Genomic DNA, 26,266 nt, shown 5'->3' on the forward strand with positions numbered 1-26,266 from the left:
ATTATATGGACCGATGCTCAATCTCCCTACCCTGCGGCAGTGGCGATACTTGGTGACTTTGGCGGAAACCCGCCATTTCGGCCGGGCTGCCGATGCCTGTTCCGTCACCCAGTCGACGCTTTCGGCCGGGATCCAGGAGCTGGAAACCCAACTTGGCGCCGCCCTGGTCGACCGCACCAAGCGCAAGGTGGTGCTGACGCCGCTGGGCGAGGATCTGGCCGGCCGGGCGCGCGAATTGCTGAGCACGGCCGAGGATATGGTGCTGGTGGCGCGTGCCGCGGCGGCGCCCTTGAGCGGCCCCTTAAGGCTGGGCGTCATCCCCACCATCTCGCCCTTCCTGCTGCCGCGCGTGCTGCCGAGCTTGCGCAAACGCTTCCCCGATCTGCGGCTGTTCCTGCGCGAGGACCTGACCGCGCGGCTGGTGGATCAGTTGCAGGCCGGCAAGCTGGACCTGCTGCTGCTGGCGCTGCCCTATGAAGGCGGCGCGCTGGATACCATGACGCTGTTCGACGACCACTTCCTGGTCGCCAGCCGCAGCGACCATCCGCTGGCCAAACGCAGCAGCGTGAAGCTGGACGACCTAGCCGATGCGCCGCTGCTGCTGCTGGAAGACGGCCACTGCCTGCGCGACCATGCGCTGGCGGCTTGTAGACTCCCTCCCTCTCCTCGTAGAGACGGCTTTGCCGCCACCTCTTTGCACACGCTGGTGCAGATGGTCGACAGCGGGCTTGGCGTCACGCTGCTGCCGCAGCTGGCGCTCGATGCCGGCATCCTGCGCGGCACCGATGTGGTGGCGCGTCCCCTCAATGGCGAGTCGACGGCGCGCCATATCGGCCTCGCCTGGCGGCGTGGCACCCAGCGCGCACCGGAATTCACCCTGTTCGGCGAAGCCCTGATCGCCGCCCTGCGCCAGCCGGATGCGCCGGCCGGCAAACCCTCCCCCGCGAAGAAAGCCTGAGAGCGATGTCGAAGACCCTGATCCGTCCGGCCACCGCCGACGATGCCGATACGATCGTCGCCCTGGTGCAGGCTCTGGCGATTTACGAGAAAGAGCCGCTGAGCAGCGTGAAGATCACCGCCGACGACGTGCGTCGCGACGGCTTCGGCGCCACGCCGCGCTTCGAGGCGCTGATCGCCGCGCTGGATGGCGAACCGGTCGGCTTCGCGCTGTACTTCCACAACTACTCCACCTGGGAAGGTCGCGCCGGACTGTTCGTGGAAGACCTGTTCGTACTGGAGCGCGCCCGCGGCCATGGCCTGGGCCGCCAGCTGATTACGGCGCTGGCCGCCATCGCCCATGCGCGCGGCTGCCAGCGCCTCGACCTCAATGTGCTGGACTGGAATCCGACGCGCGACTTCTACCATCGTCTCGGGATTCACCATAAGACCGAATGGCTGCCCTACCGCATGACGCAGCCGGCTCTCGCCCGCCTGGGCGAAGAGGCCGCCGCCTCATGGTTCCCCGCCAATCCGATGAACGCGCCGCGCGGATAAAAACTTTTGTGGCACAGCGCCCGATTGTGAGAGACTTGGCGCCGGAGGTATGACCCGGCAATGACGGACGGCAAGCATGCGAACACCCTGAGTCCCGGCCGGCGCATGCGCGCCCTGCCCCGCGGATTCATTGCCCTGGGCATCGCCGTGCTGCTGCTGCTGAGCGTGACCGCCGGCCTGTCCTGGCTGCTGCTGCTCAACCTGCGCAACAGCGAATACGAACGCCTGAACCTGCAGGCCGTGGGCCTGAGCCGCACACTGGCCGATGCGGCACAGCGCCAGATCGACGTGGCCGACCTGCTGCTGCAGATCGTGGTGGCCGAGATCATCGTCGACGACGCGGCCAATGCCAGCCGCAACGGCCGCCTGATCGATGCGCTGGCGCGGCCGGTCGACGCGCTGGAGCAGCTCAGCGGCCTCAATGTCTACGATGCCAACGGCGTGTTCCGCTTTGCCATCGGCGACACCGCAATGCCACGCGACCTCAGCTGGCATCCGGGCTTCGAGCGCCACCGCGCCGGCCAGGACATGCAGATCACCGCAGGCTGGACCGACAGCATGAGCAGCCTGTGGCTCAGCCGACGCCTGACCGATCGTAGCGGCGCCTTTGCCGGCGTGGTGGTGGCCGCGCTCGATATCGTGGCCGACGACCTGCTGGATCCGAATTATCTCGGCGTGCCGATTTCGACCGCCGCGCTGGTGCATGAACAGGGCCGCCTGATTATCGGCTGGCCGAAGGACACCGCTGCGGAACTGGCCGGCCTGACCGGCTTCATCGAGGGCGAGCGCGGCTATGTCGTGATCGATGGCAGCATCCTGTACTGGTCGCGGCTCAGCGGTTTTCCGATCAACGTGCTGCTGCGCGTGGAGCAGGCGGCTGTCGATGCCGGCTGGCAGCGCACCGGCATTGCCTATGGCCTGCTGCTCGGCCTGCTGATGCTGGGCGCGATCGCCGCCCTGTGGGGGACCTGGCGACAGCTGCGCCGGCGCGCCGCCACCGAAGCGCTGCTGCGCGGCATGATGGACAACCCGCCGCTGATCATGGCGCTGCAAGACCCGCAGGGCCGCTACCTGATGATCAATCGCCATTATGCCGAACAGATCCGGCGCGATCCTGCCAAACTGATCGGCCGTTCGGCCGACGAGTTCTTTCCACCGGAAATCGCAGAGCAGCTGCAGCAGCAGATCCGCGAAACCGTGCAGGCGGGCAAGGCGCTGGTCTTCGATACCCAGAGCATGACACGCGACAACGTGCTGCACGACTATATCCTGGTGCGTTTCCCCATCTATGACGAGAACAACAAATTGCTGGCGGTGGGCAGCATTGCCACCGACATCACCGACCGCAAGCAGCTGGAAGCCGCCCTGCGCGAGGAGTCGGATGCCCGTGCCAAGCTGGCCGAGAATTACGCCCGGCAACGCGAGGTGGCGGAGACCGCCAACCGCGCCAAGAGCGAATTCCTCGCGCATATGAGCCACGAGCTGCGCACGCCGCTGAATGCCATCATCGGCTTTGCCGATATGATCGCCGGCCGGCTGCTCGGACCGCAGTCGGACAAGTATTTCGAATATGCCGCGGATATCAGCGGCAGCGCGCATCATCTGCTGGGCGTCATCAACGACATCCTCGACGTATCCAAGATCGAGAGCGGGCGCTTCGTGCTGGAACGCGGCCATCACGATCCGCAGGACCTGGTGGAAGACAGCCTGCGCCTGATGCGGGGCCGCGCCCGCGAGGCCGGCCTGCAGCTGGCCAACCGCCTGCCCGCCGACCTGCCGCCGCTGCATGTGGATGCGCGCGCGGTGAAGCAGATGCTGATCAACCTGCTGGGCAACGCCGTGAAGTTCACGCCGGCCGGCGGCACCGTTGCGGTGGAAGGCGAGCTGGAACCCGATGGCAGTTTTGCGCTGACGGTGGCCGATACCGGCATCGGCATCGCCGAAGAAAACCTGGAGCGCGTCTTCGAACCCTTCTGGCAGGCCGATGCCGGCGTCCGCCGCAGCGAAGGCAGCGGCCTGGGCTTAAGCATCTGCCGCAAGCTGATCGAACTGCATCTGGGCTATGTCACCGTATCGTCGGTGCTGCAGCAGGGCACGCGCGTCACCCTGCATTTCCCGCCGGCCAGCATCATCGCTGACGCGGCGAAATAATCCCTGCCACGCCACAAACGAAAACGGCGCGTCCTGCGACGCGCCGTTCCGGTATTCGGAGAAAGCCGCCCGGCTTACTGGGCCGGCTTGGTCTCGATCTCGCTGCCGGCATCGGCGGCGCGGGTGAGCGAGGTGGGCGACACGTTGGGCTGCTTCGACGCGCGGTTGGCGATCTCGTCGAGGCGGCGCTGGCGATAGACCGTGCGCAGGGTGACGTAATAGTCGAGCGAGCTCTTTTCCAGATTGTCGAGCGTCTCGAGCAGCTGGGCGCGGGCGTCGATGCCGGTGGCGGCAGCACGCGCGATGATCCACTCGTCGCGATCGGTGTTGCGCAGATACCAGTTCAGCGGATCGGCAACCGAGTCGACCACGAAGCCGGTCAGGTCGCGCGGATTCGACGGGCCGAGAACCGGCACGAAGAGATACGGGCCTTCGCCGGTGCCCCAGACGGCCAGCGTCTGGCCGAAGTCTTCGGTATGCGGCGGGATGCCGAACCACTTGTCGGCGGCGTCGTACACACCCAGCACGCCGATGGTGGAATTGATGGCGAAGCGCGACACGGTGTCGCCGGCGCGGCCGGTCTCACCCTGCAGCAGGTCGTTGGCCAGGATGATCGGGGATTTCAGATTGACCAGCGCGCTGCGCAGACCGGTCTGGATCGGCGGCGGCACCAGCATCGAGTAGGCGAAGGCCACCGGCTTGAGCACCAGGTTGTCGATCGCCTGGTGGAATTCGAACATCGCGCGGTTGATCGGCTCAAGCGGATCGTTCACGGCGTCGAAATCGGCACGGCCTTGCGGATCGGCGGGCGGGGTTGCGCAACCGGCGAGGATGCCGGTGGACAACAGAGCGACGGCTGCGAGGGTCTTCCACTGAGACGTGCGCTGGCCAAAGGAGCGCGGGGCAACAGGCATGATGCTGGGACCTCGTTATAATTCTTAGGCTTACCTTATCAGGTATCCGGCTCGCGGAGGCAAGTCGAATCCCGGTCCCTGTGACCGCCGTCGCCGCAACCGGGCCGGGCGGCGATATTTTCCGGCGGCAGTGATGCAGTTCTGCAACACTGGCCCGGGCGCCCGCCCAGACGCCCTCCCGGCGGGCGGGCCGAGTCGGCTAATGCAGGCCCCCGCCACCCTGGCCATCCTCATCGTCATCCGGGTCGTCGGTCTCGACCGCCGGAATCGCATAGGCGCCCTTCAGCCAGCGGTTGAGGTCGACATCGGCGCAGCGCGGCGAGCAGAAGGGTGCGGTCTTTTCCACGGCCGGCTTGCCGCAGATCGGGCAGGGTTTGGCCGCCATGGCGGGTCAGCCCATGCGTCCGACTGAGAACGATTCGCGGCGGCGGCCCGATTCGGGCTTCACATGCACCACCGCCCCGATCTGGCGCTCCAGCTTGGTGCGCAGTTCGGGATCGAACAGGGCGGCCACGTCAGGCGCGCAGGCGATTTCCAGCTTGCCGCCCGGATTGCTGGCGGCCTCGCGCCAGGTCCGGCGCAGCAACTCGGCCAGCACGGCGGGCAGCGAGGGCAGCCGGCCGTCGCCGTCGCAGGTGGCGCAGTTCTCGAACAGGCGGGCGGCCAGCGGCTCGCCCACCCGCTTGCGGGTCATTTCCACCAGGCCCAGCGCCGACATGCCCAGCACCTTGGTGGGGGCGGGATCGCGCCGCAGCGCCTCGCGCAGCGCATTCACCGTGCGGGCACGGTAAGCGGCGTTTTCCATATGCAGGAAATCGATCACCACGATGCCGCCGATGCCGCGCAGGCGCAGCTGGCGCGCGATCTCGGCGGCGGCCTCGACATTGATCTTGAGCGCCTGTTCCTCGAAGGCATGGCCACGCGACGAGGCCCGGCCGGAATCGACATCGATGGCGGTGAGCGCTTCGGTCTCGCCGAACACGATGGCGCCGCCCGACGGCAGATCGACATGCCGGCTGAGCGCGGCGGCGATGTCATGTTCGATATCGAACAGTTCGAACAGCGCGGTGGGATCGTTGAAGCGTTCGAGCCGGGCGACGTAGTTCGGCGCATGCTCGAACAGCCAGGCACGCGCTTCCGCAAATCCTGCTGCGGCATTGACGCGGATCGCATCGAGCCGGGCGCCGACATAATCACGGAGCGCGCGGCCGACCGGGCCCATCTCGCGCCACAGTTCGGCCGGTACGCTGGATGACTCGGCCGCCTTGGCGCCGCGTTCCTCGATGGCGATCCAGCGCGCACGCAGGCGTTCCAGATCGGCCAGCAGTTCTTCCTTCGACACGCCATCGGCATTGGCGTTGAGGATGCAGCCCATGGCCTTGCGGCGGTTGCCCTCGCGGCGGTCTTCGGCCACGGATTTCGCGGTGCTGCGGCGGTCGCCGGCGCGGCGCAGGCGGGCGGTAACTTCCAGCGGCGTCTGGTCGGCCAGCGCCATCAGGCTCTGCATCACGGCGGCGAGCCGCATGCGTTCGGCATCCTGGCCGATGCGCTTGGTCACACGCACGGCGGCATCAAAGGGCGTCAGCGACAGGAAGCGGCCGGGCAGCGCGACCAGGCAGGTGAGCTTCACGCCCTTCTCGCCGACCGGATCGCGGATCACCTGCACCAGGATGGTCTCGCCTTCATGCACGCATTGTTCGATCGGCTTGTCGCCGGGATCTTTCAGATCGTCGCGGCCGAGGAAACCATCGCGGCTGAGGCCGATATCGACATAGGCGGCCTGCAGGCCCTTTTCGATGCGGCGGATGCGGCCGAGGAAAATCGCGCCCAGCGCGGAGTCGCGCTCGGGCCGTTCCAGATCCAGGTGAACCAGGCGGTCGTCCTCGACCAGCGCGACGCGCGTCTCGGTCAGTCCGACATCGATCAGAAGCTCGTTGGCCATCGAATCGACTATACTAAGTTTCGGGCCAAAGCGGATAGCCGAAGCCGTGCAGCAGCTTGGCGGTTTCCGCCAGCGGGAGGCCCACGACATTCGAATAGGGCCCGCCCAGCCAGGTGACAAAGGCTTCGGCGCGGCCCTGGATGGCATAGCCGCCGGCCTTGCCCTGTCCCTCGCCGGTGGCGACATAGGCAGCGATCTCGGCATCGGTCAGGCGGCGGAACCGCACGATGGTTTCCACTAGCCGCACGGCGCGACGGCCATCGGGGTGGATCAGGCAGAGCCCGGTGGTGACCCGGTGGCGCCGGCCCGACAGCAGGGCCAGGCAGTCGCGCACCTCGTCGGGGGTTTCGGCCTTGGGCAGGATGCGGCGGCCCAGACCGACCACCGTATCGGCAGCCAGCACCAGGGCCTCGGGCCGCTGTTTTGCGACCAGGGCGGCCTTGGCCGCACTGAGGCGGCCGGCCAGCGCCCGGGGCAATTCGGCTTTTTGCGGGGTTTCGTCGAGATCGGCGGCCAGGATGGCCGCCGGTTCGATGCCGATCTGCCGCAGCAGATCGCGGCGACGCGGCGAAGCCGAGGCCAGGACGAGCGGGGCCATCGGCGGTGACTGCTTACTTGAAGCGGAAGGTGACGCGGCCCTTGGTCAGGTCGTAGGGGGTCATTTCGACCATGACCTTGTCTCCCGCCAGAACGCGGATGCGGTTCTTGCGCATCTTGCCCGAGGTATGTGCCAGCACTTCGTGGCCGTTATCCAGCTTGACCCGGAAATTCGCGTTGGGGAGCAACTCCTCAACCACGCCGGGGAATTCGAGCAATTCTTCCTTCGCCATTCCGCCTCTGTTTTACGGTCTTCCGCGCCGCAGCGGCGCGAGTCATGGCGCCGTCCGTGCGGCGCGGCGAGAACATGCGCGCCCGCCCATGGAAAATCAAGCAGGGGGATACCCGGGCCCGGGCAACCGCCGCCCGGGACCGGCAATCCGCCTTCATTTTGCTTCGTTCAGCTTCGTTTCTAGTTAAACGGGTTTAGTGAAAATACTTATACACTTAAAAGGTTATTCGACCTCGATGCGGATCGCCGACCAGACCCATTTGGCGTCGTCATGGCTTTTGAGCGCCGGATGCTTGTCGTTACGCGGATAGACCACCCAGGTGGGGCCGCGACCGCCCAGCCCCAGATATTTGCCATCGGCCCTGAGCGCCAGCAGCACATCGAAGGCCTGGGTCTCGGCGACCGGGATCTCGGCGCCGTAGCCGTCGATGGCATAGACGGTGATGCGGCTGCCGGTGGCGCCGACGGCCTTGAGCACATCGCGCAGCAGCGGACCCTGGAAGGCATAGGCCTTCGGCCAGGTGTCGTATTTCACTGTCAGCTTCTTCTGGCCGAGCTTTTCCAGCATGGCGATATCGAACTGCGCCGCCCGGTCGAAGCCGACATTGCCGAATTTGAAAAAGGCGTCGTCGAATTCGTTGAGCGCGCCACGGTTGGTATTGGCGATCTTGCCATGCACGGTGAGCACCACCGGCCCGGCCGGTTTCGCCAGTTCGGCGGCCTGGACAGAGAGCGCGAGGCAGAGGCCGCAGAGCGCGGCCAGCAGGGAACGCAGCATCGTTTTCCTCCCGAAGCAAAACGCTCCGTTCTGGTTACGCGCCGGCCTGTCGATCTGTCCAGGGATTTTAGGGTCGCGCCGGCGCGTGCATACGCCGTCAGGCGCGGATCAGTCCCGGCGCACCGGGAAGATCATGGTGGCCATGGTGCCCTCGCCCAGCGCGCTGGCGATGCTGATGCGGCCGCCATGCAGCGCCATCAGGCGGTGGCTGATGGTGAGGCCAAGGCCGGTGCCCTGCTGGCGCTGGTTCTTCGGGCCGGCCTGGTAGAAGGCCTCGCCCAGGCGCTGCAGATCGGCCGGCCCGATGCCGGGCCCGTCATCGCGCACGCTGATGCGGATGCTGTCGGCATCGGCGGCGCCGGTGACCACGATGCGGCCCTCGGCCGGCGTGAACTTGATGGCATTCGAGATCAGGTTGAGCAGCACCTGGCGGAAGGCGCTGCGATCGGCCTGCAACACCGGCAGGCCATGCAGCGAGGCGTCCATCACCAGCGCCTGGTCCTTCTGGCGCGCCTGGCCGATCAGCAGCGAGATGATCGCATCGGCCTCGTCCACCACGGTCAGCGCATCCAGCGTCAGCGTCATCTTGCCGGCTTCGATGCGGCTGAGATCAAGAATGCTGGTGATGACTTCCAGCAGATGCGAGCCCGCCTGGCGGATCAGGCCGGCGTAATCCTTGTAATGGCTGTCGCCGAGCGGGCCGAAGGCTTCGGATTCCATCATCTCGGCAAAGCCGATCACCGCATTGAGCGGCGTGCGCAGCTCGTGGCTCATGAAGGCCAGGAACTCGCCCTTGGCGCGGGAGGCGAGCTGGGCTTCCTCATGGGCGGCGGCGGTCTGCGTCAGCGCGCGATGCAGCTCGAGCGCATCGATGACCAGGGCGGCGAAATCCTGCAGCTGGTGCTGCTGTGCGGCATCGAAATGACGCGGCGAGGAATCGAACACCGCCAGCGTGCCGATGCGATGGCCGTCGCGACTGACCAGCGGCGCAGCGGCATAGAAGCGCAAGCCGCCCTCGCCGGTGACGAAAGGATTGTCGGCGAAGCGCGGATCCTGCAACGCATCCTCGATGACGCAGACCTCGTCATCCAGGATCGCCCAGGCGCAGAGGCCATGCTCGCGCGGCACTTCGCGCACGCCGATGCCGATATGCGCCTTGAACCACAGCCGATCGGAATCCAGCAGCGTGACCATGGCGCCGCCGGTGGAAAAGACGCGCGCGGTCATCTGCACCAGACGATCGAAGCGCGGATCGTAGGGCGTATCCAGAATGGCAAAGCTGCGCAGGTCGGCCAGGCGCTCGGCTTCGTCGGGGGGCAGAGGTGCAGTCAGCACGCGGGAGGTCTCGTGAAACACGCCCTGTATTAAGGGCGATTGCGCCCCCGGAGCAAGCCCCGTTTCGTCACGGTGACGGCATGCAAGTGACCATGAATTATGCTTAATTTGCCATCAGCGCGATTGCTGCGGCGATTTGCCGCCCGACTTCTGCAACCCATGCTGACAAACCCTGCAACCGGAATGACCGGTGGCCGCCGCCAGAGTCTGGACCCGTCCGGCGGTTGGCCCTTATGACAGGACGGCACGACAGACGCTCAGGGGATGAAAGCCGCATGCTGCAGCTCGACCACATCACCGTCATCGCGCCCTCGCTGGCCGAGGGCGTGGCGCATGTGCGGGCCTGCCTCGATCTCGATGTGCCCTTCGGCCGGCGCCATGAGGATATGGATACCCACAATCACCTGCTGCGCCTGAATCGCGATAAACCGGGCGAGGCCGTCTATCTGGAGATCATCGCGGTCAATCCCGAAGCCCCGCGCCCGGCCCGGCCGCGCTGGTTCGGTCTCGACGACCAGAGGGCGGTGCGCGCGGCCTGGGACAGCGGCCTGCGTCTGCGCGGCTGGGTGACGCGCACCGATGACATCGATGCCGTGCTGTCGCAGCATGAAGCCATTCTGGGCAGGAAGGTGCGGATGATGTCGGGCGACATCGCCTTCCATTTCGCCATCCCCGAGGATGGCGCATTGCCATCGGGCGGCGTCGCACCATCGGTGATCGACCGCGGCAACCGCCCGCCTCCGGTGGCCCGGATGGCCGATCTTGGCGCCCGCCTGCAGTCCTTCGTGATCGAGCATCCCGATCCCGCACAGGTCAGGGCGCTGTATGGAACGCTGGGCATCGATGCGCCGCCCGAAGTGAAACAGGGCGAGCGCCTGCGCTATCGCGCGCTGATCCGGACGCCGGGCGGCCTGAAGGAACTGACTTAGCGGCGCCGGAGAATGGCCTCGCCATCGACGCTGACGCTGAGCGTCTGCTCGCCGGCGGCCGCCACCGGCGGCGCGGCATCCTGGCGCGTGGCCATGCCCATGGCTTTCATCATCACCGGGCGCTGCACCGTGCCGCCGTTGAGACCGACGCGGGCCCAGCCCTCGAAGCGCATGCCGAGCGCGGCGGCGGCCTTCTCGGCGCGGGCGGTGAGGCGCTGCAGCGCCTCGGCGAAGAGTTCGTCCTGCAGGGCACGTTCCTGCGCCCGCGACACGGTGTAGCCGAGTTCCTGCAGCAGCAGGCCCTCATTCTGCAAGGCGCCGACGGCTTCGAGGAGCTTGGCATCGTCCTTCGCGGTCAGGATCAGGCTCTGCTGCGCGCGCCACAGCGGCGCCGGCGGCTTGGCGCCGGGCGGCAGGCTGGCCGGGCGGGGCTGCGCTTCCTGAAAGGTGTTGTAACCGCCGGTCTCGGCATCGAGGCCGAGCGACCTGGCGCGCGCCAGCGCCTTGGCCATCGCCGCATTGACGCTGGCCTGGGCGGTGGCCGCCGATTCAGAACTGGCCTGCGCCATCAGCCGCGACCGCATGGTATCGGGCGTCACTTCGCGCTCGGCGCTTTCATTCAGGTTCACCACGGTGGCGTCGTCGGGCAGCGTACGCTGCACGGTCTGCGCCTTGGCATTGTCGCAGGCGGCAAGGCCGAAGAGGACGGCGGTGATAGCAATGACGGGTAACAGGCGGGTCATGGCGGCGGACTCCGGTGGTTTCTGGTTGCGGCCAGCCTTAAGGCCCAACCGTGGCAGATTTGCGGCAAGGCCACATCAACGCGCGACGAACCGTTCGCGGATGCGCTTCTGCAGGGTGTCGCGCACCTCGCGATAGGCGGCCAGTCGCTGTTCGCGCGTGCCCTCGACGATGGTGGGATCGAAGGTGTTCCAGAACTCCACCTCGCAGGCCATGGTGCGGGTCATGTCGACGGCGGTGTGCTGGGCCTCAGGCGACAGCGAGATAATCAGGTCGAAGGAGCTGTCTTCCAGGTCGTCGAAGCTTTTCGAGCGATGCTTGCTGATATCCAGGCCGATCTCGTCCATCACCTCGACGGCGAGCGGATCGACCTTGTCCTTGCGCACGCCGGCCGAGTCGACGAAGACCTGTTTGGGATACAGCGCCTTGAGGATGCCCTCGGCCATCGGGGATCGCACGCTGTTCATGGTGCAACAGAACAGCACGCTGCCGGGGAGCCGCTCGTTCATGCGGCCTACCGGATATGCAGGACGCAGATGAGGGTGAAAAGCCGGCGGGCGGTGTCGAAATCGCAGTCGATCTTGCCCTTGAGGCGTTCGCGCAGCAGTTCCGAGCCCTCGTTGTGGATGCCGCGCCGAGCCATGTCGATGGTTTCGATCTGCGCCGGCGAGGAGCGTTTGATCGCCTGGAAATAGCTGTCGCAGATTTCGAAATAGTCTTTGACGATGCGGCGGAACGGCGACAGCGCCAGGATGATCTTGCCGAACGGCGCCACGCCCTCGTCGCGGATATCGAAGACCAGGCGGTTATCTTCGATGGCCAGCACCAGATGGAACGGGCCCTGGTCGTTATGGCAGCCGACCGGGGAGAAGACGTTCTGTTCCAGCAGATCGAAAATGGCGACGCGCTGCTCATGCTCGATATCGGCGTTGCGGCGCACCACGCTGCGCTCGTCGAGATCGATCCCGACAAGACGGTGATTGGCCGGCGGCGCCTTCTCGGTCATGCCCCGGCTAGCTCCTGTTCAACCGTATGGAAACCGAGAGCGCATGGCCCTGCAGGCCTTCGGCCTCGGCCAGGGTGACAGCGGCCGGGCCGATCCTGGCCAGCGAGGCCGCGTCGCATTGCACCAGCGTCGTGCGCTTCATGAAATCGAGAAGATTCAGACCCGAGGCAAAGCGCGCAGCACCTGCCGTGGGCAGCACATGGTTGGGGCCGGCGACATAATCGCCAACGGCTTCCGGCGTGTGACGGCCGAGGAAGATCGCGCCGGCATGGCGGACTTTCGCCGCCAATCCTTGCGGATCGTCGATGGCGAGTTCCAGATGCTCGGGCGCGATGGCGTCGATGAGCGGCACGGCGTCGTTGAGGTCTGCCACGGTAATCAGGGCGCCGAATTTCTCCCAGCTGGGCGTGGCGATCGCACTGCGCGGCATGGTGGAGAGCTGCTGGCGCACGGCGGCATTGACCTGTTCGGCAAAGCCGGCATCGTCGGTGATCAGCACCGACTGCGCCACCTCGTCATGCTCAGCCTGGCTGAGCAGATCGGCGGCGATCCAGGCCGGATCGTTCCTGTTATCCGCGACGACGAGGATTTCCGAAGGACCGGCCGGATTGTCGATCCCGACCTGGCCGAAGACCATGCGTTTCGCCGTGACCACGAAGCTGTTGCCCGGGCCGGTGATCTTGTCGACCGCTGCGATGCTTTCGGTGCCATAGGCCAGAGCCGCCACCGCCTGGGCGCCGCCGGTGCGATAGGCCTCGGTGACGCCGGCAAGCTTCAGTGCCGCCATCACCAGCGGGTTCAGTTCGCCGCCCGGTGTGGGGACGACGACGACGACACGGCGCACGCCGGCCACCACGGCCGGGATGGCGTTCATCAGAACCGAAGAGGGATAGGCCGCCTTGCCGCCCGGTACATACAGGCCGACCGCGTCCAGCGCGGTCCAGCGATGGCCGAGCTTCACGCCCTGGGCGTCGGTATAGAAATCGTCGGACGGCTTCTGGCGCGCATGGAACAGGCGGATGCGCTCGGCGGCGGTTTCGAGCGCCGCCATCGTCGCCTTGTCCACCTGGGCCGCGGCGGTATCGATCTCGGCCTGGGAAATACGCAGGCCGAGTTTCGCAGAATCGACCTTATCGAATTTCAGGTTCAGTTCATGCAGCACCGCATCGCCGCGCTTGCGCACATCGGCAATGATCTGCGCCACCTGCGCCGAGACATCGCCCTCGGCGTCGCGCTTGGCCTTCACCATCGCCTGGAAGCGGGCGGTGAAATCCTTGTCGGATGCATTGAGCGAAACGGGCATCAGACGGCGACTTTCTTGCTGGCGCTGGCGGCGGCATTCACGGCAGCGGTGAATTTCTCCAGCCAGCCGCCGACCTGGATCGGCCGCGTCTTCAGCGCCGCGCGGTTGACCACCAGCCGCGAGGTAACCTGGGCGATCACTTCGACCTCGACGAGCCCGTTGGCCTTCAAGGTCGCGCCGGTGGACACCAGGTCAACGATGCGGCGGCACAGGCCCAGCGTCGGCGCCAGTTCCATGGCGCCGTTCAGCTTGATGCATTCGGCCTGCACGCCGCGGGCGGCGAAATACTTCTGCGTCACATGCGGGTATTTGGTGGCGACGCGGACATGGCTCCAGCGCTTGGGATCATCGGACGCCGACAGCTCGACCGGCTCGGCCACCGAGAGACGGCAATGGCCGATATCGAGATCGAGCGGCGCGTAGATTTCCGGGAAATCGAATTCCATCAGCACGTCATTGCCGGCGACGCCGAGCTGGGCCGCGCCGAAGGCCACGAAGGTGGCGACATCGAAACTGCGCACGCGGATCAGTTCGATATCGGGCTGGCTGGTGGCAAAGCGCAGCTTGCGGCTGTTCTCGTCGGAGAATTCCGGCTCGGGCTCGATGCCGGCCGCTTTCAGCAGCGGCAGCACTTCCTTGAGGATGCGGCCCTTGGGCAGCGCCATCACCAGTTTCGCGTTATCAATAGCGGGACTCATGACAGATCCTTGTGTTGCGGAGCGCGCCGCACCGGCCAGGGCTGGCCGATATCCTGCATCTGCGCGTCCACGCATTCGACATCCAGCCGCACCGCGCCGCCGCCGGCAAAAACCAGCGTCAGCGTCGCCGTGCCCTCCGCACCGCCATCGGCCAGAATGGAGAGCAGTTCCAGCGCCGCCTTGGCGTCGCTGCGGTCGATGCCGGTCGACTGCACATTCAACACGCCGTCGAAATGCAGGCCGGCCTGCACGCGCGCATGGGGCGTGGCGCGGATCAGCGGACGCCGCGCATCGGCGAGCCGCTCATCTTCCCAGCGGAAACGGTTCAGCACCAGCACGAACCGCCGCTGCCTGGGCTGCCAGACCATGTCGCCGATCCGCAGCGTCGCATCCTGCAGGCAGGCCGCCAGCACCGTGATGTCCTCGACATCCTCGGCGCGCAGACGCAACGGCTGGAAGCGGCGGTCGGCCATGCTTCAGTCCTTCAGCCTTTCGATCACGGCGCCGCAGGCGGCGAGCTTTTCTTCCAGCCGTTCGTAGCCGCGGTCCAGGTGATAGACGCGGTTGACGATGGTTTCGCCTTCGGCCGCCAGACCGGCCAGCACCAGCGACACGGATGCACGCAGATCGGTGGCCATCACCGGCGCGCCGGTCAGCTTGGGCACGCCGCGCACCAGCGCCGACGAGCCATGCACGGTGATATTGGCACCCATGCGCGCCAGTTCCGGCACATGCATGAAGCGGTTCTCGAAGATCGTCTCGGTAATCATGGCGGCGCCTTCAGCGACCGACATGATCGACATCACCTGGGCCTGCATGTCGGTCGGGAAACCGGGATAGGGCTGGGTCTGGAAATCCACACCCTTCAGACGCGAACCGTTGCGCGCGATCGACAGGCCGCGCGTGGTTTCCTCGATGACGCAGCCGGCCTCGCGCAGCTTCTCGGCCACCGCATCGATCAGGTCCATGCGCGCACCGGTCAGCTCGACCTTGCCGCCGCAGATGGCCACTGCGGCGAGATACGTGCCAATTTCAATACGGTCGGGCACGATCTTGTGGGTGCCGCCATGCAGCGCGGTCTTGCCATGGATGGTGAGATGCTCGGTGCCGATGCCATCGATCATCGCGCCCATCGCCACCAGACAATAGGCGAGATCGCTGATCTCCGGCTCGCGCGCGGCATTCTCAAGCACGGTGGTGCCCTCGGCCAGCGTCGCCGCCATCAGCAGATTCTCGGTGGCGCCGACGCTCACCTGCGGGAAGCGCACGGTGCCGCCCTTCAGGCCCTTCTTGGCCGTCGCCTTGATATAGCCGTTCTCGACATTGATCTCGGCGCCCAGCGCCTTCAGACCCATGATGTGCAGATCGACCGGGCGCGTGCCGATGGCGCAGCCGCCGGGCAGCGACACTTCGGCTTCACCGAACCGCGCCAGCAGCGGGCCGAGCACGAGGACGCTGGCGCGCATCTTGCGCACCAGATCGTAGGGCGCGAGCGTGGACGTGATCTTGCCGGCATTCAGATGAATGGTGCGGCCTTCGGGCGTGCCGTTGCCGCCATCCATCGAGACATCGACGCCATGCTGCTGCAGCAGATGCGCCATGGTGGCGATATCGGCCAGATGCGGCACATTGGCCAGCGACAGCGTATCCGCGGTCAGCAGGCTGGCCGCCATCAGCGGCAGGGCCGCATTCTTGGCACCGCCGATCGCGATGCTGCCGTCCAGCGGCTTGCCGCCGCGCAATCGAATTCGATCCATAACGCATTGATCCATAAAGGCTGTGGCCGAAATATGGCCGCGCCGACAAAACCGTGAGGGTCTGTCTAGCGCAAGCGCGGCCGAATCGCCAGTGTGGCGCGCCTAGCGGCCGGACGGCAGGGGCTGGCCGGCCTGGCGGGCGAGGTCGCCCAGGGAGAGGCCAAGACGGCGGCGGTAGACCGCGTCGACGCTGCCATCGGCCAGCATGGCGCCCAGCGCGGCATCGATGCGGGCGGCCAGTTCGGGCCGGCCGCGATGGAACAGCGGGTAGAAGCTGGCGACGGTATGGGCCGGCAGCAGCGGGCGGACCGCCAGCTGCAGGCGCTCGGCCTGAACCCGCATGGTGATCAGGTCGCCATAGGCGGCATCCTGCCGACCCAGCATCAGGCCGCGCAGCTGGTTTTCCTCGGAGTCCAGTTCCACGATGTCGAGGCTGGGCGCCGCCATGCGCAGGCTGGGCGGATACCACCAGCCATGCACCAGGCTGATGCGGCGGCCATCCAGGCGCGCCGGATCGGAGCCGCCCTGCAGGTAATCGGCACTGCGGATCCAGAAGACATAATAGGAGCTGACGGCGGAATGGCGGCCGACCGCATATTCCGGCCGCGGCGCGCCATCCATCGCGGCATCGATATTGCCGCGCTCGACCTCGGTCAGGCAGCGCTTCCACGGCATCTCGGCGAAGCGGGCGGTCAGGCCGCTGCGCCGGGCCGCCTCGCGCAGAATTTCCGCCGAGAGGCCATCCACCTCGCCATTGCCGAGGGACCAGACATAGGGCCGCCATTCGACATAGCAGTAGCGCAAGACGGAATCATCGGCCGCGCGCGCCGCGCCGGCCTGCAGGAGCGCCAGCAGAACGAGCAGAAAAGCCTTGCCGCGCAAGGGGCGTTACAGCTTGGGCAGGGTGACGCCGCGCTGGCCCATGTATTTGCCGGCGCGATCCGCATAGCTCACCTCGCAGGGCTGGTCGCCCTGTAGGAAGAGGAACTGGCAGGCGCCCTCGTTCGCATAAATCTTGGCGGGCAGCGGCGTGGTGTTGGAAAATTCCAGCGTCACATGGCCTTCCCATTCGGGTTCCAGCGGCGTGACATTCACGATGATGCCGCAGCGGGCATAGGTGCTTTTCCCCAAGCAGATCACCAGCACGTCGCGCGGGATGCGGAAATATTCCACCGTGCGCGCCAGCGCGAAGGAATTCGGCGGAATGATGCAGACATCGGTGTCGCGGTCGACGAAGGACTCCGGCGAGAACTGCTTGGGATCGACAACGGCGCTGTTCACGTTGGTGAAGATCTTGAACTCGCGCGCCACGCGGGCGTCGTAGCCATAGGAGGACAGGCCGTAGGAAATCGTGCCTTCGCGCTTCTGCGCCTCGACGAAGGGCTCGATCATGCCTTTGGTCTTCGCCTGTTCGCGAATCCAGATATCGGACATGACGCTCATCGGATGGCCCCTTCGGAAATGCCTGCTGTCGGGCTTAACTAGACGGGTCTTCGCGGTCAAGACCCGGTGCCGGCTCGGGCGCCGCCTCGTCGCGGCCGCGGCCCTGCTGCTTGCGACGCCCCAGATTGGCACGCAGCTCGCGCTCCAGCCGGATCTTGCGCAGGGCGCGTTCGGCGCGGCGGCCGGCCGAACGATCCCGCAGCGGTGACGGCACCGGCAGCACGGTGGTTTTTGCCGCAGGCCCGGTGTCCGGTGCCGTCTGCAGCAGGCGGCGCGCCATGGCATCCAGCTCGGCCGGCAGCATCTGGCTCTCATCGCCCGGCACCGTCGCCAGCGCGGCATTGCGATAGCGCGGATCGGCCGTCACCTCCTCGCCCAGCCATGGCGGCAGGTCGAGCGGATGATCGGCACCTGGCAGCTCGATCTCGGCCAGCCACAGGCCTTCATGACGGCCCTCGAAACGGTCGATCTCCCAGGCCAGGCCGGGTTCGCCTTCCACCGCGAGACGATAGCGCGTCTTGCCGATGCGCTGGTCCGGCGGCAAAGCCGCCAGCAGGCGGGCGGCGAGATCGACCGGAACCGGGCTTTCGATCTCCCAGCGCGTGGCAGCGGCATCCCGACTTTTCAGGGTCAGCCAGGCCTTGCCCGGCGCGAGGCGCAGGCGCACCGACCAGCCGTCGATATCGCGGAAATAGCCCTGCAGGAGCGGCGTGCCGGTCAGTCCGGTGACCAGGGCAGGCCCGCGGTCGGGCTGGCGCAGCAGGAATTTGCGCTCGATCTCGGTTCCCATCGTGGGGGCATCTGCGCCGATCATGGGTGACTCCGGGCCTGGGGGCCCCAGCGATAGCCAACCGGCCCTGCCGCCGTCAAGCGCGGCCGCATAAGCCCGTTGGGGGGAATGGAAAAACCCGCGATTTCCGGCCTTTGCAAAAGCCCGCATGTCCGGCTTGCGCCCGCCCGCAGGCTGTGGCAGTTTCCGCGCCCGACGCCGGCCGGGTCCGCAAGGGCCCAAGCGCCGGCTTGTTGTTTTCGGCCCGCCGGATTCCGGGCTGCTGTAGCTCAGTGGTAGAGCACCTCATTGGTAATGAGGAGGTCGACAGTTCAATCCTGTCCAGCAGCACCATCCCCAGCCGCCATGACGGCCCGGGACAGCGCCTGACACCCATTCCCGGCTGCATGTTGTCCTGCCATTTTCGCGTCATTCTGTCCTAAACTGACGCCATGGCTGCCGCTCCGCCGCTTTTCGCCGACGATCCGCTGCTGGATGAAGTAGCGTCCTACTGGACCCGGCAGCGCCGCGGCCGGCTGATGCCCGACCGGGCCGATATCGATCCGCTGCATCTCTCGCCCGCCGTCTGGCCCAACCTGCTGCTGTCGGAGCCGGTTCCTGACAGCACGGCCTGGCGCTATCGCCTCGTCGGTTCGGCCCATGTCGAACGCTACACCTTCGACTTCACCGGCAAGACCACGGCCGAAGTGATGCAGGGCAGCTATCGCGACTACATGGAGCGGATCTACAACACGACGCTGCACGATGCGGCGCCGGTTTATTCCGAGAGCGTGTTCCGCTGGGATGCGCAGGGCTTTGCCATGACGCGCCGGCTGATGCTGCCGCTCAGCCTCGGCACCGACGATGCGGCGGCGATGGTGTTCAGCGTGCAGGTCTGGCCCAGCGCCATGCCGATCCAGCCGCGCTCGATCACGGAACTCAGCCGCAGCGGCGGATTCAAGGACGGATTTTTCCTGGCGCTGCAGCGTGACAGCTTCACGCCGCTGCGTGACGCCGAGTAACAGGCCGCCCTGTTACACCGCGATCAAGGGCTCGGCGTCGGATTGCTGAGCTGGTAGCGACTCAGCAGGCGCAGCGGCACCGTGCCGCTGTTCGTCACGGTCACATAACTGGGCCCGCGCGTGTTGCGGCCGTAGCGATCGTACAGCTCGACCTGGCCATTGGCCGGTACCGCAACGGCGGTGCCGGCAATCTCAAGCCGGCCGGCATTGCCGTCGCGGTTGCTGACGACAATCGAGGTGTAGCTGTCGCGGCTGCCAACATCGATCTGGGCGGTGACGCCAGGCGCAACGTCGATGCTGCCGGCGAAGGCGGAAGATGCGGCGATCATCAAGGCGGACGCGACGATCATGGTGCGGATAGAGGACTGCATGGGGAGGCTCCTTGCCGCCGGACATTTTTCTGCACTGCAACGCGATTGGCGGCGCCTGGTCGAAAATGGTGCTGTTCCGCCGTATGCCAAGCTGGCGTCTTCGGGAATACGCCACTTTGCAGCGATCATCACACCGCTCAATACAAGCGCCCTTAGTAATTATCCTTTGATCATAATCCGTTAGGCATTCTTTCTAATATATCTTAACCTTAATGCATCGCTGATGGTGCATATCGGCGGCGGGGGAGAAGACAAATGGGCCAGCGATATCCGTTCGTGAATTACCAGATCGACGGCAAGGTTGTGACCCTGATCATGGTGTCGGAAGCGGGCGTCTCGACCCCGGAAGTCGCGCAGAAATCCATGTCGGCTTTCAAGGCGCGGCTGAAAAAAGACGACATCGTGCTGGTCGCCAAGGGCGTGAGCCTCGCCCCCACCTATATCGGCGCCAAGCCCTATATCGAGAAGCTGAAAGACATCCCGCTGCACAGCATTCCCTGGGGCCAGGTGGAGATGTGACGCCCGGGCTCCGGCCCGTGCATCATCGCTACTGCAAGGGGCCGTCGGGCGACAGCTCATAGGCGTCGAGCTCATAACTTTCGACATCGGTGACCGTGATTTCGTGCTCTTCGACGGCACTGGCGTGGCGCAGCTTCAGCGCATCATCCACCTTGATACAGCCCAGCAAATGATCGATCCGCTCGCCGTTGCCCGACAGCGGCAGCAGCAGCCGGGCGTAGCGGATATAGGGCCGTCCGGTCAGATGCAGGGTGTTCTTGCGATACTGCACCTTGCGCCCGAAGGTGGCGGCGCAGAAGGCTTCATCGAAAAATTCGCGCAGCGGCGAGCGTAGCGCCTCGTCGAGCCAGCGGCCATGCAGCTTGGCCTGCACCAGCTGCTCGACATCGGCGCCGGCCAGGCGATAGCGGAAACGCTCTTCGTCATGGTCGACCTCGATGACGAAAATCATCGGCAGCAGGCTGCGGATCTCGGCGGGATCGATGGCCTGGCGCGGCGGCGGAAAACGCCCCGTTTTCTTGGCCAGCCAGTAGAAATACAGCCGACGCAGATCCTCATCCTCGATTTTGTCGGCAAAACGCATGGGGTCTCCAACCACAACGGATACAGCACCTTAGTCTCTCACCCGGGGGCTGCAAGGCCAGTTACGGCCATTTCAATCGTTTCAATCGATCATAGTATCAAAAACAATCAATTTCCCCGATCTGATGCGATTGGCTAGCCTTCTGTGACGGCCATTACGACCGGTATGAGGAGCCAGCCATGACCAAGTCCACCCCGACCCCGACGACTGCTGCCACCCTGACGACCAGCGCGGGCGCGCCAGTCGCCGACAACCAGAATTCGCTGAGCGCCGGCGCGCGCGGACCGCTGTTGCTGCAGGACGTGCACCTGATCGAGAAGCTGGCCGCCTTCAACCGCGAGCGCATCCCCGAGCGCGTGGTGCATGCGAAAGGCTCGGGCGCCTATGGCACGCTCACCGTGACCAGGGACATCACCCGATACACGAAAGCGGCGCTGTTCAAACCGGGCAGCAAGACCGATCTGCTGCTGCGCTTTTCCACCGTGGCCGGCGAACGCGGCGCGGCCGATGCCGAACGCGACGTGCGCGGTTTTGCCTTGAAGTTCTATACCTCGGAAGGGAACTTCGACCTGGTCGGCAACAACACGCCGGTCTTCTTCGTGCGCGACCCGCTGAAATTCCCCGACTTCATCCATACGCAGAAGCGCGATCCGCGCACCAACCTGCGCAATCCCACCGCCATGTGGGACTTCTGGTCCTTGAGCCCGGAAAGCCTGCACCAGGTGACGTATCTGTTCGGCGATCGCGGCCTGCCGCTGAGCTATCGCCATGTGAACGGCTATGGCAGCCATACGCTGAGCTTCATCAACGATGCCAATGAGCGCTTCTGGGTGAAGTTCCACTTCCACAGCCATCAGGGCGTGAAGAGCATCAGCGGCGCGGAAGCCGAGAAGATCATCGGCGTCGACCGCGAGAGCGCCCAGGCCGATCTCTACGATGCGATCGAGCGTGGAGAGCACCCGAAATGGACCATGTCGGTGCAGATCATGCCGGAGCTGGATGCGGACAAGACGCCGTATAACCCCTTCGACCTGACCAAGGTGTGGCCGCATAGCGACTATCCGCTGATCGAAGTGGGCGTGGTGGAGCTGAACCGGAATCCGGACAACTACTTCGCCGAAATCGAGCAGGCGGCGTTTGCGCCGGGCAACCTGGTGCCGGGCATCGGCACCTCGCCCGACAAGATGCTGCAGGCGCGGCTGTTCGCCTATGCCGACGCGCAGCGCTATCGCCTGGGCGCCAACCACGGCCAGATTCCGGTGAACCAGCCGAAATGCCCGTATCACAACTATCAGCGCGACGGGCAGATGCGGGTGGATGGCAATGGCGGTTCGCGTCCGAATTATGAACCGAACAGCTTCAGCGGGCCGGTGCAGTCTTCCTACGCCGCCGAACCGCCGCTGAAGATCAGCGGCGATGCGGATCGCTACAGCCATCGCGATGGCAATGACGATTACGGCCAGGCCGGCCAGCTGTTCCGCCTGATGGATACGGCCGCGCAGGCCCGCCTGATGGATGCCATCGCCGGCGCGATGAAGCCGGTGCCGGAGTTCATCCAGCGCCGTCAGATTGCACATTTCGCCAAGGCCGACCCGGCCTATGGCGCCGGCGTGGCCCAGCGTCTGGGCCTGCAGGACGACAAGGCCGCCGCGGAGTAAAGCCCCTCGGCTTCGCGGCGACAGAAAAGCCGGCGCAGTCTCCTGCGCCGGCTTTTTAATAACGGGTGATGCAAGGCGCCTTCAGGCCGCGCCGCTCAGGCCGATGCAATGACGCAGGTCGGCGCCGGTGAAATTGGCGCGTCCGAGCTTGGACCGGCTGAGATCCACATGATCCAGCACCGCGCCGCGCAGATCGGCGCCGGTCAGATCGGCATCGATCAGGATGGGATAGAGCGTGCGGCCGGTGGCCTGCTGACTGGCGCTGAACAGCGGCGCACCGACCAGCTTGGCGCCGCGGAAGGTCGCTTCGGCCAGTTGCGCGCTGGTGAAATTGACCCCGCCGAGATCGGCCTGATCGAAATTCGCCTTGTTGAGTTCGGCTCCGAGGAAGCTGGCGAACAGCAGCTGGGCAGAACTGAAATCGGCGCCCTTGAGATCGCAGCCATGCATCTCGGCGCCGCGCAGATCGCAGCTGGAGAAATCGGAACCTGCCAGTTTCTTGCCGTTGAAGATCGCCCGTGCACCCTCGGCGCCGCCGGTGGCGATCCAGCGGCTATGCGCATGCAGGATCACCTCGATCTCGGTGGGCAGGCTGGCTGTCTTGCGGTAGACCGAATTGGAAAGGTCGACGCCTTTGAGATTGACCTTGCTGAGATCGACATTGCGCAGGTTGGCGCCGCGCAGATCGGCCCCCTGCAGCAGCGCGCCTTCCATTTTCGCGCCGATCAGGTTGACATCGCGCAGGCGCGCGGAGGTGAGATTGGCACCGGACAGATCGGCGCCGGCCAGATTGACGGCGAACATGCTGGCATTGGCGAAATTAGCGCCGGTGGCCGACGAGACCGAGAGATTGGCTTCATCGAGCTGGGCCGAACGCAGGTCGGCGCCATCCAGCTTGGCTTCCGAAAGATTGGCCTTCTGGGTTTTCGACTCGCCGCCATCCAGCACGATCTGGCCCGGCCGCAGATCGGCCTGGTTCAGCGATGCGCCGCGCAGCACCGTCTTCATCATATTGGCGCCGCGCAGGTCGCTGCGGTCGAGGATGGCACCCGAGAGATCGGCGCGCATGAAATCGGCCGCGAACAGATCGGCGCGCCGCAATTCGGACTTCACCATCGAGCCGCCGGTGAACATGCAGCGCGACAGCACCGCATCGTTCAGCTTGGCATTGTCGAGCCGCAGAAAGGAAAAATCCTCGCCCCGGCGCTGCAGGCGTTCACCTTCACTGCGCCCGCCGGCCCAGGCGGCATGACGGGACAGGGCGTTGGTAATTTGCTGCGGGGGAAATCTGAGCTCGGCCATGTTACAGGGTCTCGTGCGGCAGGCGCCTGTTAGGTCAGTAGATTAACGCAGGCCTTGTTTCGCCCTGCAAGCGTATTCACTGGCACCGCCTGCTGCGGCCCAGGGCAGCATGGTCGCAATCGGCCCGATCAGCGGCGGCTGTTGATGCCGACACACTGGCGAAGATCAGTACCCTGCATATTGGCGCCGGTCATCGAAGCGCCGGTGAAGTCGATGCCCTCGAAAGTGGCGCCGCGCAGATCGGCATTGGACAGATCGGCCTGCTCGAAGCGCGGATAGACGACCTTGCCGGTGCGCTGGTTGCGGGCATTGAAAATATCGACGCCGACAACGCGGGCGCCGCGCCAGCGGCTGCCGCCCAGCGTGGCGCGCAGGAAGTTGGTGCCGCTCAGATCGGCCATGTCGAAGGTGGCCTTGGCCAGGTTGGCATCGGCGAAGCTGGCGAACATCATCTGGGCGTTCGAGAAATCGGCGCCTTCGAGCGAGGCATTGTGCAGCTCGGCACCGCGCAGGTCGCAGCCCGAGAAATTGCAGCCATCCATGTTGCGGCCGCTGAGCACGGCGCGTTCGCCCTCGGCGCCGTTGGTGGCGATCCACAGGCTGTGCGCCTTCAGCGCCGCTTCGATATCATCGGGCAGCTGGTCGCCCTTGCGATAGATCGCACCCTGCAGCGACACGCCATCGAGATTGACGCTGCTGAGATCGATATTGCGCAGGTTGGCGCCGCGCAGATCCACACCCTTCAGCTTGGCGCCGGCCAGATTGGCGCCGATCAGATTGGCGTCCTTCAGCTTGGATCCAGCCAGATTGGCGCCGGTCAGATCGGCACCGGCCAGATTGACCGCAAACAGGCTGGCATTGGCGAAATTGGCGCCGGCCGCCGAGGCCACGGCCATGCTGGCCTGGTCGAGCTGCGAATTCTTGAAATCGGCACCGTCGAGCTTGGCGCCGTCCAGATTGGCATTGACCTGTTTGCTCTCGTTGGTCTCGGCCACCATGATCTGGCCCGGCCGCAGATCGACCTGGCTGAGCGAAGCATTGCGCAGGATGGCGCGGCCCATATTGGCGCCGCGCAGATCGGCGCGATCCAGCACGCCGCGGGTCAGATCGGCATTCTGGAAATCGGCGCAGAAAAGATCGGCACGGCGGAATTCGGCGCCGGCCAGCGAGGAATTCCCAAAGCCGGCGCGCGACAGGATCGCATCGTCGAGCTTGGCACCATCCAGCCGCAGGTTTTCGTAATGGGCACCGCTCTGCTGCAGGCGTGTGCCGCCCTGCCGGCCGGCCAGGAAGGCGGCATGGCGGGACAGGACGACCTGCACGTCGTGCGATGGAATAATGCGTTCGGTCATAATCTCAGCATCTATGGCTATCCCCGAACGGGATAGTTACTAAACGCTAACGTGCAGAGATTTGGGCCGCAACCACTAACTGTAATTGTGACGAATTCTTACTATTCGTCTTTACAGTTTTTATCGGTTTTCCAGGACTTATCGATAAAGTTTATGCCCGTTTCCCGGGTCGCATACCCGTGCACTGACGCAGATCAGTCCCGGAAATATTAACCTTTTCAAAAACGGTGCTGGCAAAGTCCACGCCCTCGACCACCGCGCCACGCAGGTCGGCGCCGGTGAGATCGGCATTGTCGAAGCGCGGGAAGATGGTCTTGCCGGTGCGCTGGTTCAGCGCGTTGAAAATCTCCACGCCGACCAGCTGCGCCCCGCGGAAGGTGGCGCCCATCACCAGCGCGCCCGAGAGATTGGCGCCGCCGAGACTGGCCTGGTCGAAATTGGCCTTGCGCAGATCGGCGCCGACAAAGCTGGTGAACAGCAGCTGGCTGCGCGAGAAATGCGCGCCGGCCAGGTTGGTATCGTGAAACACCGCCGCGCGCAGATCGCAGCTGGAAAAATCAATGCCGGGCAATTTCATCCCGGTGAACACCGCGCGCTCCCCCGACTCGCCATTGGAGGCGATCCATTTGCCATGGCTGGCCAGCCTCGCCTCGATCTCGACCGGCAACTGGGCGCCGCGATAGATCGCACCCTGCATCATGGCGCCGCTGAGATCGGCGCTGCTGAGATCGACGCTGCGCAGATTGGCGCCGCGCAGATCGCAGTTGGCCAGTTTGGCGCCTTCGAGATTGGCCCCGACGAAGGTGGTGTCCTTCAGCTTGGCGCCGGAGAAATCCGCGCCCGACAGATCGGCGCCGGTGAGATTGACCGCAAACAGCGAAGCGCCGGTGAAGGTGGCATGAGCCGCCTTGGCATTGGTCATGTTGGCATGATCCATATGCGCGTGGCCCAGATTGGCCTCTTCCAGATTCGCGCCGGTGAGATTCACCGGCACATCCTGCTTTTTCTCTTTCTCGCCGCCTTGATCGTCCGTCACATGCTGCACGATCTGGCCCGGCCGCAGATCGGCCTGGCGGAACGACGTCTTTTTCAGGATCGCCATGACGAAATTGGCACCGCGCAGATCGGCGCGATCGAACAGCGTCTTGGTCAGGTCGCTGCGGGTGAAATCGGCCCCGAACAGATCGGCGCGCAGAAACTGCGCGGAAATCAGGGAAGACCCGGCAAAGCTGCAGCCGGGCAGAATGGCATCGTCCAGCGTCACGCCATCCAGGCGCAAATCGGCAAAGTCGTCTCCACGCCGCTGCAGACGGGTCCCGCCCGGGCGGCTGTTCAGATAGGCATTATGACGCGACAAGGCCCAGAGGACG

Annotated in this window: 29 protein-coding genes and 1 tRNA gene; 8 read left to right on the plus strand and 22 right to left on the minus strand. The window is 65.4% G+C overall.

Annotation, left to right across the window (positions count from 1 at the left end; genetic code table 11):
- Positions 1 to 13: 13 nt before the first annotated feature.
- Genes AC1ROT_RS09255 through AC1ROT_RS09265 form a run of 3 tightly spaced genes read left to right on the plus strand, consistent with a single transcriptional unit; the run spans position 14 to position 3,645 of the window.
- Positions 14 to 958 carry a hydrogen peroxide-inducible genes activator gene (locus AC1ROT_RS09255; RefSeq protein WP_492998586.1) on the plus strand — a complete coding sequence of 315 codons (945 nt, stop codon included), beginning with the start codon at positions 14 to 16 and terminating at the stop codon, positions 956 to 958.
- A gap of 5 nt (positions 959 to 963) precedes the next feature.
- A complete protein-coding gene (locus AC1ROT_RS09260) occupies positions 964 to 1,494 on the plus strand; it encodes a GNAT family N-acetyltransferase (protein ID WP_492998588.1) in 531 nt (176 codons plus the stop codon).
- 60 nt (positions 1,495 to 1,554) lie between these two features.
- Complete coding sequence (locus AC1ROT_RS09265; RefSeq protein ID WP_492998590.1) at positions 1,555 to 3,645, plus strand: ATP-binding protein; 2,091 nt, start codon at positions 1,555 to 1,557, stop codon at positions 3,643 to 3,645.
- A 74-nt stretch (positions 3,646 to 3,719) separates the two neighbouring features.
- Here AC1ROT_RS09265 and AC1ROT_RS09270 read toward each other — a convergent pair whose 3' ends face one another.
- The 7 genes from AC1ROT_RS09270 to AC1ROT_RS09300 all read right to left on the minus strand — a co-directional run bounded on the left by AC1ROT_RS09270 (position 3,720) and on the right by AC1ROT_RS09300 (position 9,443).
- Positions 3,720 to 4,559: an MlaA family lipoprotein gene (locus AC1ROT_RS09270; RefSeq protein ID WP_492972497.1), complete on the minus strand. Its 840-nt coding sequence runs from the start codon at positions 4,557 to 4,559 to the stop codon at positions 3,720 to 3,722.
- A 199-nt stretch (positions 4,560 to 4,758) separates the two neighbouring features.
- Complete coding sequence (gene yacG, locus AC1ROT_RS09275) at positions 4,759 to 4,944, minus strand: DNA gyrase inhibitor YacG (RefSeq protein WP_492972496.1); 186 nt, start codon at positions 4,942 to 4,944, stop codon at positions 4,759 to 4,761.
- 6 nt (positions 4,945 to 4,950) lie between these two features.
- The gene (locus AC1ROT_RS09280) at positions 4,951 to 6,501 is read right to left on the minus strand and encodes a ribonuclease E/G (protein WP_492998592.1); all 1,551 of its coding nucleotides are present in this window, start codon (positions 6,499 to 6,501) and stop codon (positions 4,951 to 4,953) included.
- A gap of 13 nt (positions 6,502 to 6,514) precedes the next feature.
- Positions 6,515 to 7,099 (minus strand): Maf family protein, encoded by a 585-nt coding sequence (locus tag AC1ROT_RS09285; protein WP_492972494.1) that lies wholly within the window; start codon positions 7,097 to 7,099, stop codon positions 6,515 to 6,517.
- Positions 7,100 to 7,112: 13 nt separating this feature from the next.
- Positions 7,113 to 7,331: a translation initiation factor IF-1 gene (gene infA / locus AC1ROT_RS09290; protein ID WP_492972493.1), complete on the minus strand. Its 219-nt coding sequence runs from the start codon at positions 7,329 to 7,331 to the stop codon at positions 7,113 to 7,115.
- Between the two features lie 222 nt (positions 7,332 to 7,553).
- A complete protein-coding gene (locus AC1ROT_RS09295; RefSeq protein ID WP_492972492.1) occupies positions 7,554 to 8,108 on the minus strand; it encodes a putative pterin-binding protein in 555 nt (184 codons plus the stop codon).
- 108 nt (positions 8,109 to 8,216) lie between these two features.
- On the minus strand, positions 8,217 to 9,443 hold the full coding sequence (locus AC1ROT_RS09300) for a GAF domain-containing sensor histidine kinase (RefSeq protein ID WP_492972491.1): 1,227 nt from the start codon (positions 9,441 to 9,443) through the stop codon (positions 8,217 to 8,219).
- A 275-nt stretch (positions 9,444 to 9,718) separates the two neighbouring features.
- Between AC1ROT_RS09300 and AC1ROT_RS09305 the strand changes: the two genes are divergently transcribed.
- Positions 9,719 to 10,372, plus strand: a complete 654-nt coding sequence (locus AC1ROT_RS09305) for a VOC family protein (protein ID WP_492998594.1) — start codon at positions 9,719 to 9,721, stop codon at positions 10,370 to 10,372.
- On the opposite strand, the gene AC1ROT_RS09310 is transcribed toward AC1ROT_RS09305, so the two are convergent.
- The 10 genes from AC1ROT_RS09310 to AC1ROT_RS09355 all read right to left on the minus strand — a co-directional run bounded on the left by AC1ROT_RS09310 (position 10,369) and on the right by AC1ROT_RS09355 (position 18,134).
- Positions 10,369 to 11,115: an SIMPL domain-containing protein gene (locus tag AC1ROT_RS09310; RefSeq protein WP_492998595.1), complete on the minus strand. Its 747-nt coding sequence runs from the start codon at positions 11,113 to 11,115 to the stop codon at positions 10,369 to 10,371. The two genes, AC1ROT_RS09305 and AC1ROT_RS09310, sit on opposite strands and share 4 nt — an antisense overlap.
- Before the next feature lie 75 nt (positions 11,116 to 11,190).
- Positions 11,191 to 11,622 carry an arsenate reductase ArsC gene (locus tag AC1ROT_RS09315; protein WP_492972488.1) on the minus strand — a complete coding sequence of 144 codons (432 nt, stop codon included), beginning with the start codon at positions 11,620 to 11,622 and terminating at the stop codon, positions 11,191 to 11,193.
- Positions 11,623 to 11,627: 5 nt separating this feature from the next.
- Positions 11,628 to 12,119, minus strand: coding sequence for a UPF0262 family protein (locus AC1ROT_RS09320; protein ID WP_492998597.1), 492 nt, complete (start codon positions 12,117 to 12,119; stop codon positions 11,628 to 11,630).
- A gap of 7 nt (positions 12,120 to 12,126) precedes the next feature.
- The gene (gene hisD / locus AC1ROT_RS09325) at positions 12,127 to 13,422 is read right to left on the minus strand and encodes a histidinol dehydrogenase (RefSeq protein ID WP_492998598.1); all 1,296 of its coding nucleotides are present in this window, start codon (positions 13,420 to 13,422) and stop codon (positions 12,127 to 12,129) included.
- The gene (gene hisG, locus AC1ROT_RS09330; protein ID WP_492998600.1) at positions 13,422 to 14,120 is read right to left on the minus strand and encodes an ATP phosphoribosyltransferase; all 699 of its coding nucleotides are present in this window, start codon (positions 14,118 to 14,120) and stop codon (positions 13,422 to 13,424) included. Before hisG ends, hisD begins: the two co-directional genes overlap by 1 nt.
- Positions 14,117 to 14,593 carry a DUF2948 family protein gene (locus tag AC1ROT_RS09335; protein WP_492972484.1) on the minus strand — a complete coding sequence of 159 codons (477 nt, stop codon included), beginning with the start codon at positions 14,591 to 14,593 and terminating at the stop codon, positions 14,117 to 14,119. The genes hisG and AC1ROT_RS09335 overlap by 4 nt, the downstream gene beginning before the upstream one ends.
- A gap of 3 nt (positions 14,594 to 14,596) precedes the next feature.
- The gene (gene murA, locus AC1ROT_RS09340; RefSeq protein ID WP_492972483.1) at positions 14,597 to 15,877 is read right to left on the minus strand and encodes a UDP-N-acetylglucosamine 1-carboxyvinyltransferase; all 1,281 of its coding nucleotides are present in this window, start codon (positions 15,875 to 15,877) and stop codon (positions 14,597 to 14,599) included.
- Between the two features lie 102 nt (positions 15,878 to 15,979).
- Positions 15,980 to 16,759: a substrate-binding periplasmic protein gene (locus AC1ROT_RS09345; RefSeq protein ID WP_492998601.1), complete on the minus strand. Its 780-nt coding sequence runs from the start codon at positions 16,757 to 16,759 to the stop codon at positions 15,980 to 15,982.
- Between the two features lie 6 nt (positions 16,760 to 16,765).
- On the minus strand, positions 16,766 to 17,320 hold the full coding sequence (gene dcd / locus AC1ROT_RS09350) for a dCTP deaminase (RefSeq protein WP_492998602.1): 555 nt from the start codon (positions 17,318 to 17,320) through the stop codon (positions 16,766 to 16,768).
- Between the two features lie 34 nt (positions 17,321 to 17,354).
- Positions 17,355 to 18,134 (minus strand): CYTH domain-containing protein, encoded by a 780-nt coding sequence (locus AC1ROT_RS09355; RefSeq protein ID WP_492998604.1) that lies wholly within the window; start codon positions 18,132 to 18,134, stop codon positions 17,355 to 17,357.
- 234 nt (positions 18,135 to 18,368) lie between these two features.
- On the opposite strand from AC1ROT_RS09355, the gene AC1ROT_RS09360 reads away from it, so the two are divergent.
- Both AC1ROT_RS09360 and AC1ROT_RS09365 read left to right on the plus strand, forming a co-directional pair.
- Positions 18,369 to 18,443 (plus strand) — tRNA-Thr (locus tag AC1ROT_RS09360).
- Positions 18,444 to 18,541: 98 nt separating this feature from the next.
- Positions 18,542 to 19,111 (plus strand): PAS domain-containing protein, encoded by a 570-nt coding sequence (locus AC1ROT_RS09365; RefSeq protein ID WP_492998605.1) that lies wholly within the window; start codon positions 18,542 to 18,544, stop codon positions 19,109 to 19,111.
- A 23-nt stretch (positions 19,112 to 19,134) separates the two neighbouring features.
- On the opposite strand, the gene AC1ROT_RS09370 is transcribed toward AC1ROT_RS09365, so the two are convergent.
- Entirely contained in the window at positions 19,135 to 19,482 is a 348-nt protein-coding gene (locus tag AC1ROT_RS09370) for a hypothetical protein (RefSeq protein WP_492972478.1), read from the minus strand.
- Between the two features lie 255 nt (positions 19,483 to 19,737).
- Here AC1ROT_RS09370 and AC1ROT_RS09375 point away from each other — a divergent pair, with 255 nt between their 5' ends.
- Positions 19,738 to 20,001, plus strand: a complete 264-nt coding sequence (locus tag AC1ROT_RS09375; protein WP_492972477.1) for a hypothetical protein — start codon at positions 19,738 to 19,740, stop codon at positions 19,999 to 20,001.
- 28 nt (positions 20,002 to 20,029) lie between these two features.
- Here the strand turns inward: AC1ROT_RS09375 and AC1ROT_RS09380 are convergent, their stop codons facing one another.
- Positions 20,030 to 20,584 carry a PAS domain-containing protein gene (locus tag AC1ROT_RS09380; protein WP_492972476.1) on the minus strand — a complete coding sequence of 185 codons (555 nt, stop codon included), beginning with the start codon at positions 20,582 to 20,584 and terminating at the stop codon, positions 20,030 to 20,032.
- Between the two features lie 179 nt (positions 20,585 to 20,763).
- On the opposite strand from AC1ROT_RS09380, the gene AC1ROT_RS09385 reads away from it, so the two are divergent.
- Complete coding sequence (locus tag AC1ROT_RS09385) at positions 20,764 to 22,242, plus strand: catalase (protein ID WP_492998607.1); 1,479 nt, start codon at positions 20,764 to 20,766, stop codon at positions 22,240 to 22,242.
- Positions 22,243 to 22,323: 81 nt separating this feature from the next.
- On the opposite strand, the gene AC1ROT_RS09390 is transcribed toward AC1ROT_RS09385, so the two are convergent.
- The 3 genes from AC1ROT_RS09390 to AC1ROT_RS09400 form a co-directional block, all read right to left on the minus strand.
- On the minus strand, positions 22,324 to 23,544 hold the full coding sequence (locus AC1ROT_RS09390) for a pentapeptide repeat-containing protein (RefSeq protein ID WP_492972474.1): 1,221 nt from the start codon (positions 23,542 to 23,544) through the stop codon (positions 22,324 to 22,326).
- 128 nt (positions 23,545 to 23,672) lie between these two features.
- Complete coding sequence (locus AC1ROT_RS09395) at positions 23,673 to 24,896, minus strand: pentapeptide repeat-containing protein (RefSeq protein WP_492972473.1); 1,224 nt, start codon at positions 24,894 to 24,896, stop codon at positions 23,673 to 23,675.
- Between the two features lie 151 nt (positions 24,897 to 25,047).
- Positions 25,048 to 26,253, minus strand: coding sequence for a pentapeptide repeat-containing protein (locus AC1ROT_RS09400; RefSeq protein ID WP_492998609.1), 1,206 nt, complete (start codon positions 26,251 to 26,253; stop codon positions 25,048 to 25,050).
- Positions 26,254 to 26,266: the final 13 nt, after the last annotated feature.

The organism is Ferrovibrio sp. GW821-FHT12E11 (assembly GCF_058806975.1).

Bases quoted from the DNA above. Each gene is read 5' to 3' on its own strand.
- AC1ROT_RS09255 (WP_492998586.1), top strand. From the start codon at position 14: ATGCTCAATCTCCCTACCCTGCGGCAGTGGCGATACTTGGTGACTTTG.
- AC1ROT_RS09260 (WP_492998588.1), top strand. From the start codon at position 964: ATGTCGAAGACCCTGATCCGTCCGGCCACCGCCGACGATGCCGATACG.
- AC1ROT_RS09265 (WP_492998590.1), top strand. From the start codon at position 1,555: ATGACGGACGGCAAGCATGCGAACACCCTGAGTCCCGGCCGGCGCATG.
- AC1ROT_RS09270 (WP_492972497.1), bottom strand. From the start codon at position 4,559: ATGCCTGTTGCCCCGCGCTCCTTTGGCCAGCGCACGTCTCAGTGGAAG.
- yacG (WP_492972496.1), bottom strand. From the start codon at position 4,944: ATGGCGGCCAAACCCTGCCCGATCTGCGGCAAGCCGGCCGTGGAAAAG.
- AC1ROT_RS09280 (WP_492998592.1), bottom strand. From the start codon at position 6,501: ATGGCCAACGAGCTTCTGATCGATGTCGGACTGACCGAGACGCGCGTC.
- AC1ROT_RS09285 (WP_492972494.1), bottom strand. From the start codon at position 7,099: ATGGCCCCGCTCGTCCTGGCCTCGGCTTCGCCGCGTCGCCGCGATCTG.
- infA (WP_492972493.1), bottom strand. From the start codon at position 7,331: ATGGCGAAGGAAGAATTGCTCGAATTCCCCGGCGTGGTTGAGGAGTTG.
- AC1ROT_RS09295 (WP_492972492.1), bottom strand. From the start codon at position 8,108: ATGCTGCGTTCCCTGCTGGCCGCGCTCTGCGGCCTCTGCCTCGCGCTC.
- AC1ROT_RS09305 (WP_492998594.1), top strand. From the start codon at position 9,719: ATGCTGCAGCTCGACCACATCACCGTCATCGCGCCCTCGCTGGCCGAG.
- AC1ROT_RS09310 (WP_492998595.1), bottom strand. From the start codon at position 11,115: ATGACCCGCCTGTTACCCGTCATTGCTATCACCGCCGTCCTCTTCGGC.
- AC1ROT_RS09315 (WP_492972488.1), bottom strand. From the start codon at position 11,622: ATGAACGAGCGGCTCCCCGGCAGCGTGCTGTTCTGTTGCACCATGAAC.
- AC1ROT_RS09320 (WP_492998597.1), bottom strand. From the start codon at position 12,119: ATGACCGAGAAGGCGCCGCCGGCCAATCACCGTCTTGTCGGGATCGAT.
- hisD (WP_492998598.1), bottom strand. From the start codon at position 13,422: ATGCCCGTTTCGCTCAATGCATCCGACAAGGATTTCACCGCCCGCTTC.
- hisG (WP_492998600.1), bottom strand. From the start codon at position 14,120: ATGAGTCCCGCTATTGATAACGCGAAACTGGTGATGGCGCTGCCCAAG.
- AC1ROT_RS09335 (WP_492972484.1), bottom strand. From the start codon at position 14,593: ATGGCCGACCGCCGCTTCCAGCCGTTGCGTCTGCGCGCCGAGGATGTC.
- murA (WP_492972483.1), bottom strand. From the start codon at position 15,877: ATGGATCGAATTCGATTGCGCGGCGGCAAGCCGCTGGACGGCAGCATC.
- dcd (WP_492998602.1), bottom strand. From the start codon at position 17,320: ATGAGCGTCATGTCCGATATCTGGATTCGCGAACAGGCGAAGACCAAA.
- AC1ROT_RS09355 (WP_492998604.1), bottom strand. From the start codon at position 18,134: ATGATCGGCGCAGATGCCCCCACGATGGGAACCGAGATCGAGCGCAAA.
- AC1ROT_RS09365 (WP_492998605.1), top strand. From the start codon at position 18,542: ATGGCTGCCGCTCCGCCGCTTTTCGCCGACGATCCGCTGCTGGATGAA.
- AC1ROT_RS09370 (WP_492972478.1), bottom strand. From the start codon at position 19,482: ATGCAGTCCTCTATCCGCACCATGATCGTCGCGTCCGCCTTGATGATC.
- AC1ROT_RS09375 (WP_492972477.1), top strand. From the start codon at position 19,738: ATGGGCCAGCGATATCCGTTCGTGAATTACCAGATCGACGGCAAGGTT.
- AC1ROT_RS09380 (WP_492972476.1), bottom strand. From the start codon at position 20,584: ATGCGTTTTGCCGACAAAATCGAGGATGAGGATCTGCGTCGGCTGTAT.
- AC1ROT_RS09385 (WP_492998607.1), top strand. From the start codon at position 20,764: ATGACCAAGTCCACCCCGACCCCGACGACTGCTGCCACCCTGACGACC.
- AC1ROT_RS09390 (WP_492972474.1), bottom strand. From the start codon at position 23,544: ATGGCCGAGCTCAGATTTCCCCCGCAGCAAATTACCAACGCCCTGTCC.
- AC1ROT_RS09395 (WP_492972473.1), bottom strand. From the start codon at position 24,896: ATGACCGAACGCATTATTCCATCGCACGACGTGCAGGTCGTCCTGTCC.